This window comes from Limnohabitans sp. JirII-29 (genome assembly GCF_003063395.1).
Lineage (GTDB): Bacteria > Pseudomonadota > Gammaproteobacteria > Burkholderiales > Burkholderiaceae_C > Limnohabitans.
In genome coordinates this window covers 72,374-91,584 of record NZ_NESB01000002.1, presented here as the reverse complement: position 1 = coordinate 91,584, position 19,211 = coordinate 72,374, and the positions used below count along the sequence as shown (strand labels likewise).

At 57.9% G+C, this 19,211-nt stretch carries 17 protein-coding genes; 8 read left to right on the top strand and 9 right to left on the bottom strand.

Annotation, left to right across the window (positions count from 1 at the left end):
* The first annotated feature begins 48 nt into the window (after positions 1 to 48).
* The 5 genes from B9Z39_RS03180 (at position 49) to B9Z39_RS03160 (ending at position 4,899) form a co-directional block, all read left to right on the top strand.
* Positions 49 to 969 (top strand): ATP-binding cassette domain-containing protein, encoded by a 921-nt coding sequence (locus B9Z39_RS03180; protein WP_100147553.1) that lies wholly within the window; start codon positions 49 to 51, stop codon positions 967 to 969.
* 4 nt (positions 970 to 973) lie between these two features.
* Positions 974 to 1,747: an ABC transporter permease gene (locus tag B9Z39_RS03175; RefSeq protein ID WP_108300681.1), complete on the top strand. Its 774-nt coding sequence runs from the start codon at positions 974 to 976 to the stop codon at positions 1,745 to 1,747.
* 73 nt (positions 1,748 to 1,820) lie between these two features.
* Positions 1,821 to 2,669, top strand: coding sequence for a 3-hydroxybutyryl-CoA dehydrogenase (locus tag B9Z39_RS03170; protein ID WP_100147502.1), 849 nt, complete (start codon positions 1,821 to 1,823; stop codon positions 2,667 to 2,669).
* Between the two features lie 17 nt (positions 2,670 to 2,686).
* The gene (locus B9Z39_RS03165) at positions 2,687 to 3,451 is read left to right on the top strand and encodes a metallophosphoesterase (protein ID WP_108300680.1); all 765 of its coding nucleotides are present in this window, start codon (positions 2,687 to 2,689) and stop codon (positions 3,449 to 3,451) included.
* Positions 3,448 to 4,899, top strand: coding sequence for a bifunctional serine/threonine-protein kinase/universal stress protein (locus B9Z39_RS03160; RefSeq protein ID WP_108300679.1), 1,452 nt, complete (start codon positions 3,448 to 3,450; stop codon positions 4,897 to 4,899). Before B9Z39_RS03165 ends, B9Z39_RS03160 begins: the two co-directional genes overlap by 4 nt.
* A gap of 48 nt (positions 4,900 to 4,947) precedes the next feature.
* On the opposite strand, the gene B9Z39_RS03155 is transcribed toward B9Z39_RS03160, so the two are convergent.
* The 9 genes from B9Z39_RS03155 to B9Z39_RS03115 all read right to left on the bottom strand — a co-directional run bounded on the left by B9Z39_RS03155 (position 4,948) and on the right by B9Z39_RS03115 (position 15,487).
* Positions 4,948 to 5,955 carry a tripartite tricarboxylate transporter substrate binding protein gene (locus B9Z39_RS03155; RefSeq protein ID WP_108300932.1) on the bottom strand — a complete coding sequence of 336 codons (1,008 nt, stop codon included), beginning with the start codon at positions 5,953 to 5,955 and terminating at the stop codon, positions 4,948 to 4,950.
* An 89-nt stretch (positions 5,956 to 6,044) separates the two neighbouring features.
* Positions 6,045 to 7,031, bottom strand: coding sequence for a tripartite tricarboxylate transporter substrate-binding protein (locus B9Z39_RS03150; RefSeq protein ID WP_108300678.1), 987 nt, complete (start codon positions 7,029 to 7,031; stop codon positions 6,045 to 6,047).
* A gap of 93 nt (positions 7,032 to 7,124) precedes the next feature.
* Positions 7,125 to 8,375 carry a phenylacetate--CoA ligase family protein gene (locus B9Z39_RS03145; RefSeq protein WP_108300677.1) on the bottom strand — a complete coding sequence of 417 codons (1,251 nt, stop codon included), beginning with the start codon at positions 8,373 to 8,375 and terminating at the stop codon, positions 7,125 to 7,127.
* Positions 8,376 to 8,409: 34 nt separating this feature from the next.
* Positions 8,410 to 9,219: an ABC transporter ATP-binding protein gene (locus B9Z39_RS03140; protein ID WP_100147497.1), complete on the bottom strand. Its 810-nt coding sequence runs from the start codon at positions 9,217 to 9,219 to the stop codon at positions 8,410 to 8,412.
* 137 nt (positions 9,220 to 9,356) lie between these two features.
* Positions 9,357 to 10,694 (bottom strand): ABC transporter substrate-binding protein, encoded by a 1,338-nt coding sequence (locus tag B9Z39_RS03135; protein ID WP_100147496.1) that lies wholly within the window; start codon positions 10,692 to 10,694, stop codon positions 9,357 to 9,359.
* 38 nt (positions 10,695 to 10,732) lie between these two features.
* Positions 10,733 to 11,809, bottom strand: coding sequence for a branched-chain amino acid ABC transporter permease (locus tag B9Z39_RS03130; RefSeq protein WP_108300676.1), 1,077 nt, complete (start codon positions 11,807 to 11,809; stop codon positions 10,733 to 10,735).
* Positions 11,810 to 11,821: 12 nt separating this feature from the next.
* A complete protein-coding gene (locus B9Z39_RS03125; protein WP_108300675.1) occupies positions 11,822 to 12,751 on the bottom strand; it encodes a branched-chain amino acid ABC transporter permease in 930 nt (309 codons plus the stop codon).
* 10 nt (positions 12,752 to 12,761) lie between these two features.
* A complete protein-coding gene (locus tag B9Z39_RS03120) occupies positions 12,762 to 13,544 on the bottom strand; it encodes an ABC transporter ATP-binding protein (RefSeq protein ID WP_108300674.1) in 783 nt (260 codons plus the stop codon).
* Positions 13,541 to 15,487, bottom strand: coding sequence for a long-chain fatty acid--CoA ligase (locus tag B9Z39_RS03115; protein ID WP_108300673.1), 1,947 nt, complete (start codon positions 15,485 to 15,487; stop codon positions 13,541 to 13,543). The genes B9Z39_RS03120 and B9Z39_RS03115 overlap by 4 nt, the downstream gene beginning before the upstream one ends.
* Before the next feature lie 181 nt (positions 15,488 to 15,668).
* On the opposite strand from B9Z39_RS03115, the gene B9Z39_RS03110 reads away from it, so the two are divergent.
* The 3 genes from B9Z39_RS03110 to htpG all read left to right on the top strand — a co-directional run bounded on the left by B9Z39_RS03110 (position 15,669) and on the right by htpG (position 19,196).
* A complete protein-coding gene (locus B9Z39_RS03110) occupies positions 15,669 to 16,382 on the top strand; it encodes a Crp/Fnr family transcriptional regulator (protein ID WP_108300672.1) in 714 nt (237 codons plus the stop codon).
* 13 nt (positions 16,383 to 16,395) lie between these two features.
* The gene (locus B9Z39_RS03105) at positions 16,396 to 17,181 is read left to right on the top strand and encodes a pseudouridine synthase (protein ID WP_233248904.1); all 786 of its coding nucleotides are present in this window, start codon (positions 16,396 to 16,398) and stop codon (positions 17,179 to 17,181) included.
* A gap of 77 nt (positions 17,182 to 17,258) precedes the next feature.
* Positions 17,259 to 19,196 carry a molecular chaperone HtpG gene (gene htpG / locus B9Z39_RS03100; protein WP_108300670.1) on the top strand — a complete coding sequence of 646 codons (1,938 nt, stop codon included), beginning with the start codon at positions 17,259 to 17,261 and terminating at the stop codon, positions 19,194 to 19,196.
* Positions 19,197 to 19,211: the final 15 nt, after the last annotated feature.

Genomic DNA, 19,211 nt, shown 5'->3' with positions numbered 1-19,211 from the left:
AGCAGCCAAGCACCTGAAAGTGCCACCATGCACGGCACAATGTTTGTCATGAAACCTCTGTTTGAATGTCAGCACTTGATGAAACGCTACGGCGACAACACCGTGGTCAACGATGTGTCGTTTCGCATCGCCCCCGGCGAATGCCTCGGCGTGATTGGCCCCAACGGGGCAGGCAAAACCACCACACTGCGCATGTGCTTGGGGCTGGCCACACCGGACAGCGGCAGCGTGAACGCATTTGGTCTGGCCATGCCTGAGCATGACTTGGCCATCAAGGCCCGCCTGGGCGTGGTGAGTCAGTTTGACACCCTCGACCCAGATTTCACCTGCGCCGAAAACCTGATGGTGTTTGGCCGTTACTTTGGTTTGAAGAAAGCTGACATTCAGGCGCGCATTCCTGAGTTGCTGCGCTTTGCCGCCTTGACCCACAAAGCCGATGCCAAGCCAGGCGAGTTGTCGGGCGGCATGAAGCGACGCCTGAGTCTGGCGCGCGCCCTCATCAACAACCCTGACTTGCTGCTGCTCGACGAGCCCACCACTGGCCTCGACCCCCAAGCGCGCCACCTGATGTGGGAGCGTTTGCAGCAACTGTTGCAACAAGGCAAGTCGATTCTGCTGACCACCCACTTCATGGACGAAGCCGAACGCTTGTGTCATCGGCTGCTGGTGCTCGACCACGGCAAAAAAATTGCCGAAGGCGCACCACGCGATTTGATTGCCCAACACCTAGAACCTGATGTGGTGGAGGTGTACGGCAATGGCGCCTTGGGCTTGGTGCACAGCCCGCTCAAAGACTTGGCACAACGGGTCGAGACCAGCGGCGAGACCGTGTTTTTTTACACCCACCAAGCAGGCCCCTTGTTGCAGGCCTTGGCCACACACAGCGGTCTGCGCACCCTGCACCGACCGGCCAATTTAGAAGATTTGTTTTTGAAATTAACCGGGCGCCAGATCCGGGAAGAGGGCTGACACCATGCACACCTACTTTCGTTTTTGGCCCGTGTTTTTGCGCAATTTATTGGTGTGGCGCAAGCTTGCCATTCCCAGCCTGGTGGCCAACATCGCCGAACCCTTGATGTGGCTGGTGGCCTTTGGTTACGGCATGGGCGCATTGGTAGGTGAAGTCAATTTGGACGGCCAACGCGTACCCTACATTTTGTTTTTAGCCAGCGGCTCGATTTGCATGAGCGCCATGAACGCGGCCACGTTTGAAGCGCTGTACTCCGCCTTCTCGCGCATGCATGTACAAAAGACCTGGGACGGCATCTTGAACGCCCCCATGCGCTTGGACGATGTGCTGCTGGCCGAAATGCTGTGGGCTGCGTTCAAGGCTTTGTTCACCATCACCGCCATCTTGGGCGTGATGATGGGTCTGGGCATCACCCACAGCTGGAAGCTGCTGGCGGCTTGGCCCATCCTCTTGTGCGTGGGCATCACCTTCAGTTGCATTGCGCTGATCTTCAATGCGCTGGCCAAGGGCTATGACTTTTTCACCTACTACTTCACGTTGTTTCTCACGCCCATGATGTTCTTGAGCGGCGTGTTCTTTCCGCGTGACCAGTTGCCATATCTGGTGCGCGAGGTGTCCGCCTGGCTGCCCCTGACCCAAGCCATTGCCTTGGTGCGCCCGCTGTTCTTGGACCAGTGGCCCGCGCAACCCCTGTTGCATTTGGGCGTGTTGGCGCTGTACACCGTGGTGGCCTGGCGCATAGCGCTGCACCTGACGCAAAAGCGCTTCAAGGCTTGAGCCAAGTCAGCCAAGCGCAACCCTTCACCCGCTAATATTCTTCTATTCCATCCAAGCAACAAGGGAAATTTCAATGAGCATTCAAACCGTAGGCATCATTGGTGCGGGCACCATGGGCAATGGCATCGCGCAGGCATGTGCCGTATCAGGCGTGAACGTGGTCATGGTCGACATCTCGGAGGCCTCGGTGGCCAAAGGCATCGCCACCGTCGCGGGCAGTTTGGACCGCCTGATCAAGAAAGAAAAAATCACCGAGGCCGACAAGGCAGCCGCCTTGTCACGCATCCAAGGCAGCACGAACTACGACGACCTCAAAACCGCACAACTGGTGATCGAAGCCGCCACCGAGAACTACGAGCTCAAAGTCAAGATCTTGAAGCAAGTCGATGCGCTGCTCGGAGCCGAGGTGATCGTGGCATCGAACACCTCGTCGATCTCGATCACCAAACTGGCCGCGGTGACACAACGCGCCGACCGCTTCATTGGCATGCACTTTTTCAACCCCGTGCCCATGATGGCCTTGGTCGAAATCATCCGTGGTTTGCAAACCAGCGACGCCACCCACGATGCCGTGCACGACCTGGCCACCCGACTGGGCAAGAGCCCCATCACCGTGAAGAACGCCCCCGGCTTTGTGGTCAACCGCATCTTGGTGCCCATGATCAACGAAGCCCTGTTTGTGCTGGCCGAAGGCTTGGCCACGCCCGAAGACATTGACGCGGGCATGAAGCTCGGTTGCAACCAACCGATTGGTCCGCTGGCTTTGGCTGACATGATTGGCCTGGACGTGTGCTTGGCCGTGATGGAGGTCTATTTGAACGAGTTTGGTGACAGCAAATACCGCCCTTGCCCGCTGCTCAAAGAAATGGTGGCGGCGGGGCACCTGGGCCGCAAGACGGGACGCGGCGTGTACGTGTACTGAACACCTGAGGCTGAGCCATGAAGTACGCCCTGCTGTCTGACATCCATGGCAACTTGCACGCGTTCGAGGCGTGCTTGGCGCATGCCAAAGCACAGGGCGCAGAGCGCATTGCCGTGCTGGGCGACTTGGTGGGTTACGGCGCGTTTCCGGCAGAGGTGGTGACACGCTGCCAAGACATTCAAGCGCAGGGCGGCATCGTGCTGCGTGGCAACCACGAAGAACTGATTCAAAGCCACAACCTCAACGACGCCAGTGCCAATTTGTCATTAGGCAGTCAAACCGCACACTGGACCCACGACCAGCTGTCGCCGGCACAACGCTTTTGGTTGGAAATTTTGCCCCTCACCGCCTGTGAGGACAGCGTGCTGTTGGTGCACGCCAGTGCCGATGCCCCCGAGCGGTGGCGCTATGTAGAAGACGAGCGCACGGCCAGCCTGAGTTTGGATGCGGCCATGCAAGACCCCGCTGTGCGTTATGTGTTTGGGGGTCATGTGCACCACCAATCCTTGTTCTACCGGGGCACGGGGCGGCAGCTGATGCGCTTTGAGCCCTCACCGGGTGTGGCCATTCCGACCCCGAAACACCGTCACTGGATTGCCACCGTGGGCTCGGTGGGCCAGCCGCGTGACGGCAACCCGCGCGCCATGTACGCCTTGTTTGACAGCAGCGCAGCCAAGCTGACGTTTCACCGCGTGGCCTACGACCACATGGCCGCTGCGCGTTGCGTGCGTGAAGCAGGCTTGCCTGAGTTTTTTGCCGAGCGGCTGGAGACCGGCCGATGAAGCGTCTTGAGCCAGGCACTGAGTTGGACGGTTTTTGCATTGGCAATTGCTTGCACGCCGGTGGCATGGCTCACATCTATGAGGTGCGCTACGCCGACCAGCGCCAGGCCCCGTTCCCCATGGTGATGAAGGTGCCGCGCATGACGGCAGGCGATGGCGCCGAGAACATTGTGGGCTTTGAGGTAGAACATCAACTCTTGCAAGTGCTGCATAGTCGCCATGTGCCACGTTTTGTCGCCGCAGGCGATTTGGTGACGCTGCCCTACTTGGTGATGGAGCATGTGCCGGGGCAAACCTTGCAGCACCTGCTTGATGCACACACCGAGCAGCGCACCCACCCATCACCTCAAGAGATCGCCCAACTGGGTGCTGCCGTGGCACGCGCTGCCCACAGCTTGCACCAACAAAACACCTGCCACCTCGACCTCAAACCCGCCAATGTGCTGATGCACCCCGACGGCCACGCCGTGTTGCTGGACTTCGGTTTGTCATGCCACGCGCACTACCCCGACTTGTTGGCCGAAGAGCTGCGCAAAGCCGTGGGCTCGCCCGCCTGGATTGCGCCAGAGCAAGTGGTGGGGGTGCGCGGCGACCCACGCAGTGACATCTTTGCCATTGGCGTGATGCTCTACGAACTGGCGACCGGCGAGCTGCCGTTTGGCAACCCGGCCACAGACGGCGGCATGCGTCAGCGTTTGTGGATGGACCCAGCGCCGCCACGTCGCTTGCGACCCGAAACGCCAGAGTGGTTGCAAGAGGTGGTGCTGCGCTGCTTGGAGCCCGTGGCGGCGCAACGCTACCCATCGGCATCGCATTTGGCGTTTGATTTGGAGAACCCCGAACAAGTCAAGATCACCGCACGCGGCCAACAACTCAAAGGCACCTCGTTCTTCACCCACCTCAAACGGTGGGTGCGCGCAGCGGGCATGCAGTACCAGCCCAGCCCCTTGCCGTCGCAGCAAATTGAAGAAGTGCCAATTTTGATGGTGGCCGTGCCCCACCACGAGGCGAGCGACGCCACGCTGTATTCGTTGCGGCAAGCGGTGGCACGTTCATTGGGTTTGCGCCCGGGTGCAAGGTTGGCGGTGGTGACGGTGATTTCGCCCAACCAAACCAGCAGCACCGAGAGCGCCAGCAGCGAAACCTCGCTGCACCGCCAATACCTGACCCTGCTGCGGCAGTGGGCACGACCACTGAATTTGGAAGGCCACCAAACCTCTTACCACGTGCTAGAAGCAAGCGATGTGGCCAACGCCTTGGTGCGCTACGCCGAAGGCAACCAAGTGAGCATGATTGTGATGGGGGCAGCCACCCACGGTTTGCAGATGCAACGCTTCGTCGCCACCGTGCCGATCAAGGTGGCGATGGACGCGCCTTGCACCGTGATCTTGGTCAAGCAAAGCCTGCCGTTCTCTGCCTTCGAGGCCTTGCCCGTACAAGCCGGATAAACCTCTGTGCACGCGTTGCGTCGGCATCACCGACGCAACACCGGTGCATCAGTCCACTTTGGCGCCAGAGGTCTTGACCACCTGGGCCCATTTTTTGTGTTCGGCGTCAATGAATTTCGCGAACTCGGCGGAGGTGTTGCCGCCAGGAATAGCGCCTTGGGCCAACAGCTTTTCTTTGATGGCTGGTGTACTCAAAGACTTGGTGACTTCTTGCTGGATGCGGTTGACCACATCCACCGGCGTGCCAGCAGGAGCCAACAAACCAAACCATGAACTGGCCTCATAGCCTTTCAGGCTCGGGCCGCCCGCTTGCTCCACCGTTGGCACATCGGGCAAGGCGGCAGAGCGCTGGGCGCTGGTCACGCCCAAGGCCTTGAGCTTGCCTGCTTTGATGAGCGGCATCGACGAGGGCAAGTTGTCAAACATCACATCGGTCGAGCCCCCCACCAGATCGAGCAAGGCCGGGCCAGAACCGCGATAAGGAAAGTGGACCATGAAAGTGCCGCTCATGCTCTTGAACAACTCACCCGCAAGGTGGATCGAGGTTCCGTTGCCGCTGGATGCCATGTTCAGTTGTGCCGGATGGGCTTTGGCATAGGCCAGGAAATCGGCCACGGTGTGGATGTTGCGCTCTTTGGCGCGCTCGGCATTGACCACCATCACGTTGGGCACGCCCGCCACCAAGGTGATGGGCACAAAGTCTTTGATCGGGTCGTAGGGCAGTTTGTCGTACAAGGCGCGGTTGATGCCGTGCGTGCCCACCGTGCCCATGAGCAAGGTGTAACCATCTGCCGGGGACTTGGCCACGATTTCGGCCCCCAGGTTGCCCCCAGCGCCTCCTTTGTTGTCCACAAAGAAGGGCTGGCCAAAGGCCTTGGTCAGCTCAGGCGCGACGGCGCGCGCCAAGATGTCGGTGGTGCCACCCGGTGCAAACGGCACCACGATGCGCACAGGCTTGGTGGGCCAGCTTTGGGCGCTGGCGTGCAAACCACACACGGCAGCAACGGCCAACAGAGCCACTTGCGCGGCGGTTTTGAAAACGGTGCGACGAATCATCATGTCGGTCTCCTCATCGAATAGCCCAGGCGCTGCGGCCTAGGTCGAATAAAAAAGCCACCCGAAGGTGGCTTGTCCGGGTGTGTTCATCAGTCGGCGTAGATGCCAGCGGCCTTGATGATCGGACCCCACTTGGCAATTTCAGCAGCGACAAACTTTTTGTGGTCGGCGGGGGAGACGCGCTTGTCATTCACCACCACAGCACCCAAAGCTTCTTCCTTCTTGATGAACTCTGGGTCTTTGAGCGCCACCTTGAGGGCATTGTTGATTTTGGTGAGCACATCCGCAGGCGTGCCTTTGGGTGCGTACAAACCGTGCCAAATGGTGACTTCAAAATCTTTCAAGCCAGCCTCTTGCAAGGTGGGCAAGTCTTTCAGAGCCGGTGTGGTCAAACGCTTGGTGGTGGTCACCGCAAAGGCTTTGACTTTCTTACCTTCGATCTGGCTGGTGGTGTTGGTGGTTTGGTCGCACAGCAAATCGATTTGACCGCCCATCAGATCGGTCATGGCAGGCGCCGTGCCTTTGTAGGGCACCGTGGTCATGTCGATCTTCATGGCGCTTTGGAACAACAAACCGCACAGGTGGGACGCAGCACCCAAACCTGCATTGCCCAAGTTGACGTTGCCTTTGTTTTGGGCAATCCAAGCCGACAACTCTTTGAAGTTGTTGGCAGGGATATTGGGGCGTGCGATCAAGGTCATGGGCACTTCGTTGACCATGCCCAAATACTCAAAATCTTCCAAGGTGTCATAAGGCAACTTGCGGTACAGCGCAGGCGACGTGGCCATGCCAATGTGATGCAAGAACAAGGTGTGACCATCGGGCACTGCCTTGGCAACTTTGTTCGAAGCAATCGTGCCACCCGCCCCGGCTGCGTTGTCAATCAGTACGACCACGCCGCCCAAGGGCTTGCGCATGGATTCGGCCAAGTCGCGCGCCACACGGTCGGTGGGTCCACCAGCGGCAAAGGGCACGATGATGGTGATGGGCTTGTCTTTGATGGGGAAGTCGGCGGCTTGCGCACCTCCGGTCAGTGCGGCCAACGCCAACAGGCTGAGTGAAAACAGTTTTTTCATGAGGTCTCCTAAATAAAAGTCATCGTAAATGACACACGCTCTAAAAAGGCTACGGTCATCACGTAGGCGGGCTATAGCTTACCCTGATCACACTCACTGATAGGTGCGCGCGTCTTCAATGACCTTGCCATCATTGGGCAAACTGCCGGGCGCCACGAACGCCACCTCGGCTCGAAGTTTGGTGATCTCACGAACGGCTTCACCAATTTTTTGCGCCAACCCATCGGCGGGCTGCGCTTCAACTTGCAAACCCATTTGGTCGTTCGCCATCTCGCCCGAGACCACCAAACGCGCACGCGCAATTTCGGGGAAGCGTTTCACCACCTCGGCCACTTGGCCAGGGTGCACAAACATGCCACGCACCTTGGTGGTTTGGTCCGCACGGCCCATCCAGCCTTTGATGCGGGTGTTGGTGCGACCCGTAGGGCATGTACCGGGCAACACAGCCGACAAGTCACCCGTGCCAAAACGGATCAAAGGATAGTCAGGGTTCAAACTGGTGACCACGAGTTCCCCCACCTCGCCTTCGGCCACCGGGTCGCCCGTGCCCGGGCGCACGATTTCCACAATCACACCTTCGTCCAACACCAAGCCTTCGCGGGCAGACGTCTCGTAGGCGATCAGACCTAAATCGGCTGTGGCGTAGCACTGGTAGCCCGCGATGCCGCGCTCGGCCAACCAATCGCGCAGGCTAGGGGGGAACGCCTCGCCCGACACCAAGGCCTTGCGCACACTGGGCAAGGCCACGCCCATCTCGACAGCTTTTTCAACAATGATTTTCAAGAAGCTTGGCGTGCCGATATAGCCCGCAGGCTTGAGCTCGGCCATGGCTTGCACTTGCTGTTCGGTTTGGCCTGTGCCGCCTGCAAACACGGTACACCCAATGGCGTGTGCGCCGGTTTCCATCATCGAGCCAGCAGGCGTGAAGTGGTAGCTGAAGCAGTTGTGAATCAGCTCGCCTTCGCGAAAGCCTGCGGCATACATGGCACGGGCCATGCGCCAGTAATCGGCACGTGCACCTTCGGGTTCGTAAATGGTGCCAGGACTGGCAAACACACGGGGCATGGCTTTGCCAAACCCAATGGCGGCAAAGCCACCGAAGACGTTGACGGCACGCTGTGCTTGTTGTTGCGCCAGCAGTTCGTACTTGCGGATCACAGGCAGCTTGGCCAGTGCAGCGCGCGTGTTGATTTGCCGGGCGTCAATGCCTGCCAATGAAGCTGCAAACGCGGAAGAGTTTTTTTGCGCATGGGCCACTTGCGCAGGCAAGGCGGCCATCAAAGCGACCTCGCGCGAGGCGGGGCTGCGTGTTTCAAGCGCATCGTGGTGAAGGTGTTCAGACATAAGGTTCATTCAATAAGGAGCGGCACCACAGGGTTCAAGCCAACCAACGTTTGCGACGCTTGTAGCTCTTGGCTTCTTTGAAGCTCTTGCGCTCACCGCCGCCCACACCCAGGTAAAACTCTTTCACGTCTTCGTTGTTGGCCAGGTCAGATGCAGCACCGTCCATCACCACGCGGCCCGACTCCATGATGTAGCCATAGTCGGCATATTTCAGGGCCATGTTGGTGTTTTGTTCGGCTAGCAAGAAGGTAACTTTTTCTTTGTCGTTCAAGTCTTTGACGATGTTGAACACCTCTTCCACGATTTGCGGCGCCAGCCCCATCGAGGGTTCATCCAACAAGACCATGTTGGGGTTGGACATCAAGGCGCGGCCAATGGCGCACATTTGCTGCTCGCCGCCTGAGGTGTACGCGGCTTGCGAGGTGCGGCGGGTTTTGAGACGAGGGAAGTAGTTATAGACCTTCTCCAAATTCGCAGCCACCTCGCCTTTGTCGGAACGGGTGTAGCTGCCGGTGAGCAGGTTTTCTTCGATGGTCAGGTGGGCAAAGCAATGACGCCCTTCCATCACCTGCACCACACCGCGCTTGACGAGGTCAGCAGGTGTGAGGTTTTCAATGCGTTCGCCACGAAACTCAATACTGCCTTTGGTGACAGCCCCACGCTCGCCTTGCAACAAGTTGGAGATGGCGCGCAAGGTGGTAGTTTTGCCCGCGCCGTTGCCACCCAAGATGGCCACAATGCCGCCTTCTGGCACTTGCAGCGACACGCCTTTGAGCACCAGGATCACATGGTTGTAGATGACCTCGATGCCGTTGACGTTGAGAACGATGTTGTTGGCGCTCATGATTGACCTTGCTAAAAAACATTGCGGGTTTGACCAAACCTCAAACCACAAGCACTTGTAGGTTTGAGGTTTGGCGGCTCAGAAAGAGCCGCCAAACAATCAACCGACACGCTGCGTGCGGCTGATCTGACACGTCATCAGGACTGGCAGTCGGCAGGTGAGCGACGCGTGACTTTTTTCTCAGCGGCGTATTTGTCAGCAGCTGCTTTGACCATGGGCTTGATGATTTGCTCATCCGCCTGGTACCAGTCAGAAGACCAGTTGAAACGCACACCATCCCAGGTGTGCATGCGTGTCCAGGCGGCCCCCATGTGGTCTTGGCAGCTGGTCGACAAGGGACGCAACACGCCTTTGAAGCCCAACGAGTCGAGCTTGGCCTGGGTCAGGTTCAAGTTCTCATAGCCCCAACGCGCTTGCTCGCCGGTCATGACTTTGCCTTTGCCAAAACGCTCTTGTGCGGCGCGCACCCCTTCAATGCCATACATCGCAGCTTGCACACCACGCATGTAGAGCACGTCGCCCACTTCTTCTTGTGGGCCTGTGCCTTGGCCTTTGCTGTGCAACTTGGACAAAATTTCTTTGACCACGTCCGCGTTCTTCTCAGCGCCGTGCTGCATCATGACCGCGTTGTAGCCCTTGGCACCTTGGCCCACGTCTTTGACGTCGGGCTCAGCACCGGCCCACCACACGCCATACATCTTCTCGCGTGGGTAGCCTGTTGCTTGGGCTTCTTTCAAAGCGGTGGAGTTCATCACGCCCCAGCCCCAGTTGATGACGTAGTCGGGGCGGTTTTGACGAATCTGCAACCAGGTGGACTTTTGCTCCACGCCGGGGTGGGTGACGGGCAGCAGGCTCAGCTGAAAACCGTGCAGCGCAGCGCGTTCTTGCAACATGGGAATGGCTTCTTTGCCGAAGGGGCTGTCGTGGTACATCAAGGCGATCTTCTTGCCTTTGAGTTTGTCCAAGCCACCTTCTTTTTTGCCAATGTCTTGGATGATGGTGTCAGCGGCCACCCAGTAGGTGCCAGCCAGGGGAAAGTTCCATTTGAAGACGCCACCGTCTTGCGATTCGCTGCGGCCCAGGCCCGGGGTGAGCACGGGAATTTTGTCGATAGGGGCTTTTTCTGTCAGCGCAAAGGTGATGCCGGTGGACAGTGGTTGGAACACGGTGGCGCCGCCGTGCTTGCCTTTCAGGCGCTCGTAGCATTCCACGCCGCGGTCGGTGGCATAGGCGGTTTCGCATTCTTCATAAATCACCTTCACGCCGTTGATGCCCCCACGTGCGTTGGTCAGTTTGAGGTAGTCAATGAACCCGTTGGCAAAGGGCACGCCATTGGGTGCATAAGCGCCGGTGCGGTACACCAGGGCCGGGAAGAATTGTTCTTTGGCTTGTGCAGCCGCCTGGGTGCTGACAACGCTGCCGGTGATGGCTGCTGCGACCAAGGTCACTGCCGTTGTGATGTGACGAAACTTCATGGGTTGTCTCCTGTTAAAAGTTTGAAAGGTCAAGGAACTCAGTGTGGGAAAGGCCACAGACGAAGTTTTTGTTTGGCAATCGACCACAGCTTGGCCAAGCCGTGTGGCTCAACGATCAAGAACCAGACAATCAATGCGCCAAAAATCATGGACTCCACGTGCGCGACAGTCGCCGTCGAGATGGTGACGCCCACCATGTCGCCAAGTGCGGGCAAAAACTGGTTCAAAAAGATAGGCAAAACCACAATGAAGGCCGCGCCAAAAAAGCTGCCCATGATGGAACCCATGCCACCGATGATGACCATGAACAGCAATTGAAAGCTGCGGTCAATCGAGAACGCAGCAGGCTCCCAAGAACCCAGGTGGATGAAGCCCCAAAGCCCACCCGCCACGCCGACGATGAAAGAGCTGACGGCAAAGGCACTGAGCTTGGCGTAGACGGGGCGGATGCCGATCACGGCGGCGGCCACGTCCATGTCGCGAATGGCCATCCATTCGCGGCCAATGGCTGAGCGCACCAGGTTCTTCGCCAGCAAGCCAAAGACCACCAAAAAGCACAGGCAGAACAAATACTTTTCAACCGGGGTGCCAATGGGCAAGCCCATGACGTTGAGGTTGGACACCGACACCGAGCCTGAAGCGTTGTAGTTGGTGAACCAGCCCAAGCGCAGAAAAGCCCAATCGCAAAAGAACTGTGCCGCCAGTGTGGCCACCGCCAGATACAAGCCTTTCACACGCAGACTAGGAATGCCAAACAGAATGCCCACCAAGGTGGCAAAGAACCCGCCCGACAGCAAGGCCACGACCAACGGCACGCCATCGATGCGGATGTAGGTGTTGTAGGCCATGTAGGCACCCACCGCCATGAAAGCGCCTGATCCCAAAGAGATCTGACCGCAGTAACCGACCAAGATGTTCACGCCCAAAGCAGCCAGCGACAAAATCAAAAAGGGAATCAGGATGGCGCGGTACAGGTACTCGTCGACCAGGGCCGGGATGCCGATGAATGCAAAAGCAACCAAGGCCAGAATCATCCAGCGGTCTTGGGTGATCGGAAAGATCTGCTGATCTTTGCGGTAGGAGGTTTTGAATTGACCGTTTTCTCTGTAAAACATTTTTTATTCCTCTTACACGCGGTCGATGATCTTCTCGCCAAACAAACCTTGCGGACGAAACAGCAAGAACACCAAGGCCAGCACGTAGGCAAACCAAATTTCAATTCCACCGCCCACCATGGGGCCGACGTACACCTCTGACAGCTTTTCCCCGACACCGATGATCAAGCCACCGATGATGGCGCCTGGCACCGAGGTGAGTCCACCCAAAATAATCACAGGCAAGGCACGCAAAGCCACGGTGGTCAGTGAGAACTGCACACCCATCTTGGAGCCCCAGATGATGCCGGCCACCAATGCAGTGACACCGGCCACAAACCACACGATCACCCAAATACGGTTGAGTGGAATGCCAATCGACTGCGCGGCCTGATGGTCATCAGCCACCGCGCGCAGGGCACGTCCGGTGCTGGTCTTTTGAAAGAACAAAGACAACACCACCACCAACAAAGCAGCCACGCAGGCGGCATAGACGTCCTCAAGGTTGATCATCACGCCGCCTTGAAAAACGGAATCAAACAAGAAGACCGGGTCTTTGGGCATGCCCACATCGATCTTGTAGATGTCGCTGCCAAAAATAGTTTGACCCAATCCATCCAAGAAGTACGTGATGCCCAGTGTGGCCATCAGCAAGGTCACCCCCTCTTGGTTCACTAGGTGGCGCAACACCAAGCGTTCAATCACCCAAGCCAGCACAAACATGCATGCACCGGCGATGACAAAAGCCAGCACATTGGCCAGCAGTTTGCTGTCCGTGCCCAACCAGCCAGGAATCCACTCGGAGAAACGTGCCATGGCCAAGGCCGCAAACAAGACCATCGCGCCTTGGGCAAAGTTGAACACCCCCGAGGCTTTGAAGATCAGCACAAAGCCAAGTGCCACCAGGGAATACAACATGCCGGCCATCAGGCCACCAAATAAAGCTTCCAGAAAAAACGCCATGTTCTTGTCCTCAGTGTGAAGTGCCGAGGTAGGCGCGGATGACCTCCTCGTTGTTGCGCACCTCGTCGGGAGCGCCGTCGCCAATCTTCTTGCCGTAATCGAGCACCACCACGCGGTCGGAGATGTCCATCACCACGCCCATGTCGTGTTCGATCAAGACGATCGTGGTGCCAAACTCTTCGTTCACGTCCAAGATGAAACGGCACATGTCTTGTTTCTCTTCCACGTTCATGCCCGCCATCGGCTCGTCAAGCAGCAGCACCTGTGGCTCCATGGCCAAGGCACGGCCCAGGTCCACACGCTTTTGCAAGCCATAAGGCAGCTGCCCCACAGGCGTTTTGCGGTGGGCTTGAATTTCCAGGAAGTCGATGATGTGTTCGACAAATTCGCGGTGCGCTTCTTCTTCACGTTGTGCGGGCCCAATGCGCAAGGCCTGCATGAACAGATTGCTTTTGATGCGCAGGTTGCGTCCGGTCATGATGTTGTCGATCACGCTCATGCCCTTGAACAAGGCCAAGTTTTGGAAGGTACGCGCAATGCCCATCTCGGCCACTTGACGGCTGTCCATGTGGGCAAAGGTTTGACCACGGAAGGTGATGGCGCCTTCTGAAGGGGTGTACACGCCATTGATGCAGTTGAGCATCGAGCTTTTGCCCGCACCGTTGGGGCCAATGATGGCGCGCACTTCGTGCTCGCGCACATTGAACGAAATGTCGGTCAGCGCTTTGACGCCGCCAAAACGCAGGCTGATGTTTTTGACATCGAGGATGACGTCACCAATTTTTTTAGTCATGCGGCTTTCCCCACGGGGGCGAAGGTTTTGGCGTCCGAAATCTTGAGCGTGGCGCTCACGCTGCCGGTACGGCCATCTTCAAATTTGACTTGGGTTTCAATGAACTGCTCGGTGGCACCGCCGTACAAGGCGGTGACCAAGGCGTCGTATTTTTCAGCGATGAAGCCACGGCGTACTTTGTTGGTTCGGGTCAACTCGCCATCGTCGGCATCCAGCTCTTTGTGCAGCACCAAGAAGCGGCTGACTTGGCTGCCCGCCAGCAGCGCGTCGGCGGCCAAATCGGCGTTGACTTTTTCCACGCACTCTTGGATGAGGCCATAGACCTCGGGCTTTTGCGCCAAATCGGTGTAGCCGGCGTAGGGCAAGTTTTTGCGCTCCGCCCAGTTGCCCACCGCATCGAAGTCGATGTTGACCATCACGCAAACCTTGTCGCGCTGGTCCCCATAAGCCACCACTTCCTTGATGTGCGGAAAAAACTTGAGTTTGTTCTCCACGTACTTGGGCGCAAACATGGCGCCATCGTTGGCACCGCCTTTGATACGGCCCACGTCTTTGACGCGGTCGATGATTTTCAAGTGACCGTGCGCGTCCAAGAACCCGGCGTCGCTGGTGTGGTACCAGCCGTCGGCGGTGAGCACCTCGGCGGTGGCTTCTGGGTTTTTGTAATAGCCCTTGAGCAGGCCTGCGGACTTGACCAAGATTTCACCGTTGTCGGCCACTTTGATTTCCACCCCCGCACAGGGCACGCCCACGGTATCTGCACGGGCCTCGTGGTCGGGTTGCAAGCAGACGAACACCGCGGTTTCCGTGGAGCCATAGAGCTGCTTCAAGTTCACGCCAATGGCGCGGTAGAAGCTGAACAAGTCAGGGCCAATGGCTTCGCCTGCGGTGTAGGCCACACGCACGCGGCTCATGCCTAAGTTGTTGCGCAAGGGGCCATACACCAAGAAGTTGCCTACGGTGTAGAGCAAACCGCCGACCAGGCCAATGGATTTGCCATCCATCTTGGTGGGGCCGTATTGGCGCGCCACGTCCATGAAGTAATGGAACATGTGGCGCTTGAAGCTGCCTGCGTCTTCCATGCGAATCATCACGCTGGTGAGCAAGCCCTCAAACACGCGGGGCGGCGCAAAGTAGTAGGTGGGGCCGACCTCTTTCAAGTCGATGGTGACGGTGGCTGCCGATTCGGGGCAATTCACCACGTAGCCACAGTAGAGCCACTGGGCGTAGCTGAAAATGTTTTGACCAATCCAGGCCGGCGGCAAATAGGCCAACACGTCTTCGCTGGCGGTGAGGTGGTCAAACTGGGCGCCCGCTTCTGCACGGTTGATGAGTGAGTTGTGGGTGTGCACCACACCCTTGGGGTTGCCCGTGGTGCCCGAGGTGAAGAACATGGCACCCACGTCGTCGGTGTGAGCCTTGGCAATTTCGGCGCGGAAGAACTCGGGGTGCTGCTTGGCAAAAACCGCTCCTGCCGCTAGCAACCCTTCAAGAGAACCCAAGCCAGGTTCGTCATATTTGCGCAGACCCCGTGGATCGTCGTAGTAGATGTGGCTGATTTGCGGACACTGCGCACGGATTTCCAGCAGTTTGTCAACTTGCTCTTGGTCTTCGACCACACAAAAGCGCACCTCGGCATTGTTGAGTGGAAAGACACATTCGGCCCCCACCGCATCTTGGTACAGCGGCACAGGAATCGCGCCCAACGATTGCGCCGCCAACATAGTGGCGTACAGGCGAGGACGGTTGGAGCCAATCACCACCAAGTGTTCACCCCGTGTCAGTCCGGCTTGGTGCAATCCACAGGCCATGTGCTCGACCATCTGCGCCAGCTCGGCCCAATGGATGGTTTGCCAAATGCCATATTCCTTCTCGCGCATGGCGGGTGCGTGCGGGCGCTCGCTGGCGTGTTTCAGTAACAGTCGGGGAAACGTGGTCTGCATTGCCGAGTCCTTGCGTGAACGTGCTGTGTCGCTTGAAACCTACCTTCACAGGAAGGCAAGTTGTCATCTTGATGGGCATCGTAGGATTAGGTTTGACGTCAAGTTGTCGTTTCAACGACAATTGAGGGAAGACCCTTGACAGGACTTACCCGAATTTTTTTGACCACGTGGGCGCTCTTGCATGACCCAACAATCCAGTGTTTATCAGCGCCGTCGGGCGCCCAGCCCCTCTGAGTTGGCGCAAATTCCCTGGCTGAATTTACTTGCAGAAGACGCACGCACGCGCATCCTGCCGCAACTTGTGGTGAGCGACCCCTTACCTGGAGATCACGTGTGCCGCATGGGGCGTCCGGTGACGTTTTGGTTTGGCGTGATTGACGGCTTGCTCAAGATGAGCACCGACAGCGCCAGCGGACGCACCATCACCTACACCGGGGTGCCGCCAGGCGGCTGGTTCGGAGAAGGCACAGCCATCAAGCGCGAGCCCTACCGCTACAACATCATGGCCCTGCGTCGCAGCGTGGTGGCCGGCTTGCCGATTGACGACTTCCATTGGCTGCTGGACCACTCGATTGGCTTCAACCGCTTTGTGATGAACCAGCTCAACGAGCGCTTGGCGCAATTCATTGAAGCGCGCGAAATTGACCGCTCGAACGACCCCGATGTGCGGGTGGCGCGCAACCTGGCAGCGCTGTTCAACCCGGCCTTGTTTCCTGGCGTAGGCGAGATGCTGCGCATCACGCAACAAGAGCTGGCGTACTTGGTGGGCTTGTCGCGCCAGCGTGTGAATGTGGCACTCAACACCTTGGAGCAACAGGGCGCTATCCGCATCGAATACGGCGGCATGCGTGTGCTCAACCTGCCCGCGCTGCGTGCGTACGGCACGACTGGCTAAACTCCCCTGCTCTATGCCTGACCAACCCCTACCTGACGCATCCACAGGCCTCGTTCGCCTGAACAAACGCATGGCCGAACTCGGCTTATGCTCCCGCCGCGAAGCCGATGCCTGGATTGAGCAAGGCTGGGTGCTGGTCAATGGCCAACCTGCCCCCATGGGTGTGAAGGTGCGCCACTCGGATCGGGTCGAAATCGACCCCCGCGCCAAAGGCCACCAAAGCACACAAGTGACGATTCTTTTGCACAAGCCCATGGGCTATGTGAGTGGCCAAGCCGAAGACGGTCATGAGCCAGCCATCACGCTGATTCACGGGCGCAACCACTGGCGTGAAGACACCTCGAAGAACCGCATCCAGCCCAGCCAACTGCGCGGCTTGGCCCCAGCGGGTCGGCTAGACATTGACTCGGTGGGCCTGCTGGTGCTAACCCAAGATGGGCGTGTGGCCCGTCAGCTGATTGGCGAAGACAGCCACATGGAAAAAGAGTATTTGGTGCGCGTCACTTACCAAGGTGAAGCGCTGAATGTGCAAAAGGTGTTTCCGCGTGAACAGCTCGCACGCCTGCGCCACGGCTTGAGTCTAGACGGCAAGCCTTTAAAACCCGCCCAAGTGGAATGGCAAAACCCCGAGCAGCTGCGCTTTGTGCTGACCGAGGGCAAAAAACGCCAAATCCGCCGCATGTGCGAGCAAGTCGGCTTGTTGGTGGTGGGCTTGAAACGCATCCGCATGGGCCGCGTGGTGTTGGGCAATTTGCCCGTTGGCCAATGGCGCTACCTGGGTGCCCACGAACGTTTTTAACCGGACTTGAAATACCGCCAGACGCCCCACATCTCGGGGCGTTCTTTTTGTTTTGACTTCTTTGATTTTTAGCCACCATGACCAAACACACCCATTCATTCCAAGCCGAAGTGTCACAACTGCTGCACCTCGTGACGCATTCGCTGTACTCCAACAAAGAAATTTTCTTGCGCGAACTGGTGTCCAACGCATCGGACGCCTGCGACAAACTGCGCTACGAAGCCTTGAACAACGACGCCTTGTACGAAGGATCGTCCGAGCTGGAAGTTCGGGTGAGCTTTGACAAAACCGCCCGTACCTTGACGATTGCCGACAACGGCATTGGCATGAGCGAGCAAGAGGCCATTGCACACCTGGGCACGATTGCCAAGAGCGGCACCCGTGAATTCATGGGCAAGCTCAGCGGCGACCAACAAAGCAGCGCCAAAGACCAAGGCGCCTTGATTGGTCAATTTGGCGTGGGCTTTTATTCGGGCTACATCGTGGCCGACCGCATCACGGTGGAGTCCCGTCGCGCGGGACTGAAAGCCGAAGAAGGCGTGCGCTGGAGCAGCACGGGCACGGGCGACTTTGAAGTCGAGACCATCACGCAAGCCGAACGCGGCACCAAGATCATCTTGCACCTGCGTGACGATGCCGAAGAATATTTGAGCGCATGGAAACTCAAGTCGGTGATCAACAAATACTCCGACCACATTTCTTTGCCCATTCGCATGCGCAAAGAAGAGTGGAAGGAAGGTGAAAACGATCAACCCGGTGAGATGGTGCTCACGGATGAATGGGAAACCGTCAACCAAGCCAACGCACTGTGGGCGCGGGCCAAGAAAGATGTCACCCAAGAGCAGTACGAAGAGTTCTACAAACACATCAGCCACGACTTTGAGGCACCCCTGGCATGGACGCATAACCGCGTAGAAGGCAGCACCGAGTACACCCAGCTGCTTTACATCCCCGGCAAAGCGCCGATGGACTTGTTCAACCGAGACACCAAATCCGGCTTGAAGCTGTACGTGAAACGCGTGTTCATCATGGACGACGCTGAGGCCCTGATGCCTACTTATTTGCGCTTTGTCAAAGGCGTGGTGGATTCGGCCGATTTGCCGCTGAACGTGAGCCGCGAGTTGCTGCAAGAAAGCCGCGACGTCAAAGCCATTCGTGAAGGCAACACTCGCCGGGTGCTGGCGGTGCTGGAAGACTTGGCCAAGCGCGATGTGCCCGCAGCCGACGCGAGTGAAGAAGACAAACAAGACGCTGGCAAGTTCACCAAGTTCTATGGCGAATTTGGCGCCGTGCTGAAAGAAGGCTTGGGCGAGGACATGGCCAACAAAGACAAGCTGGCCAAGCTGCTGCGCTTTGCCAGCACCAGCAGCGACACGGTGAGCGTGTCGTTTGCCGACTACAAGGCGCGCATGAAAGAAGGCCAAGAGGCCATCTACTACATCACCGCCGACACACTGGCAGCCGCCAAGAACAGCCCGCAACTGGAGGTGTTCCGCAAGAAAGGCATTGAGGTGTTGCTGATGACTGACCGTGTGGACGAGTGGGCGCTGAACTTCCTCCACGAGTTCGATGGCACACCTTTGCAGTCGGTCGCTAAGGGCGCGGTGGATTTGGGCAAGCTGCAAGACGAAACAGAGAAGAAAGCAGCCGAAGACGCTGCTGAAGCCTTCAAACCTGTGTTGGCCAAGCTTAAGGAAGCACTCAAAGACAAGGCCGAAGACGTGCGCGTGACCAGCCGCTTGGTGGATTCACCTGCATGTTTGGTGGTGCAAGACCACGGCATGTCCACACAGCTGGCACGCATGCTCAAGCAAGCGGGTCAGGCTGTGCCCGTGGTCAAACCAATCTTGGAAGTGAACGCAGAACACAGTTTGGTGAAAAAACTGGGCGCAGATGCCAACCCGCACTTCAACGATCTGGCGCACATCTTGTTTGACCAGGCCTTGCTGGCAGAAGGTGGCTTGCCGGAAGACCCTGCCGCCTATGTGAAACGCGTCAACGCCTTGTTGGTGTAAAACACGGTCCATGCA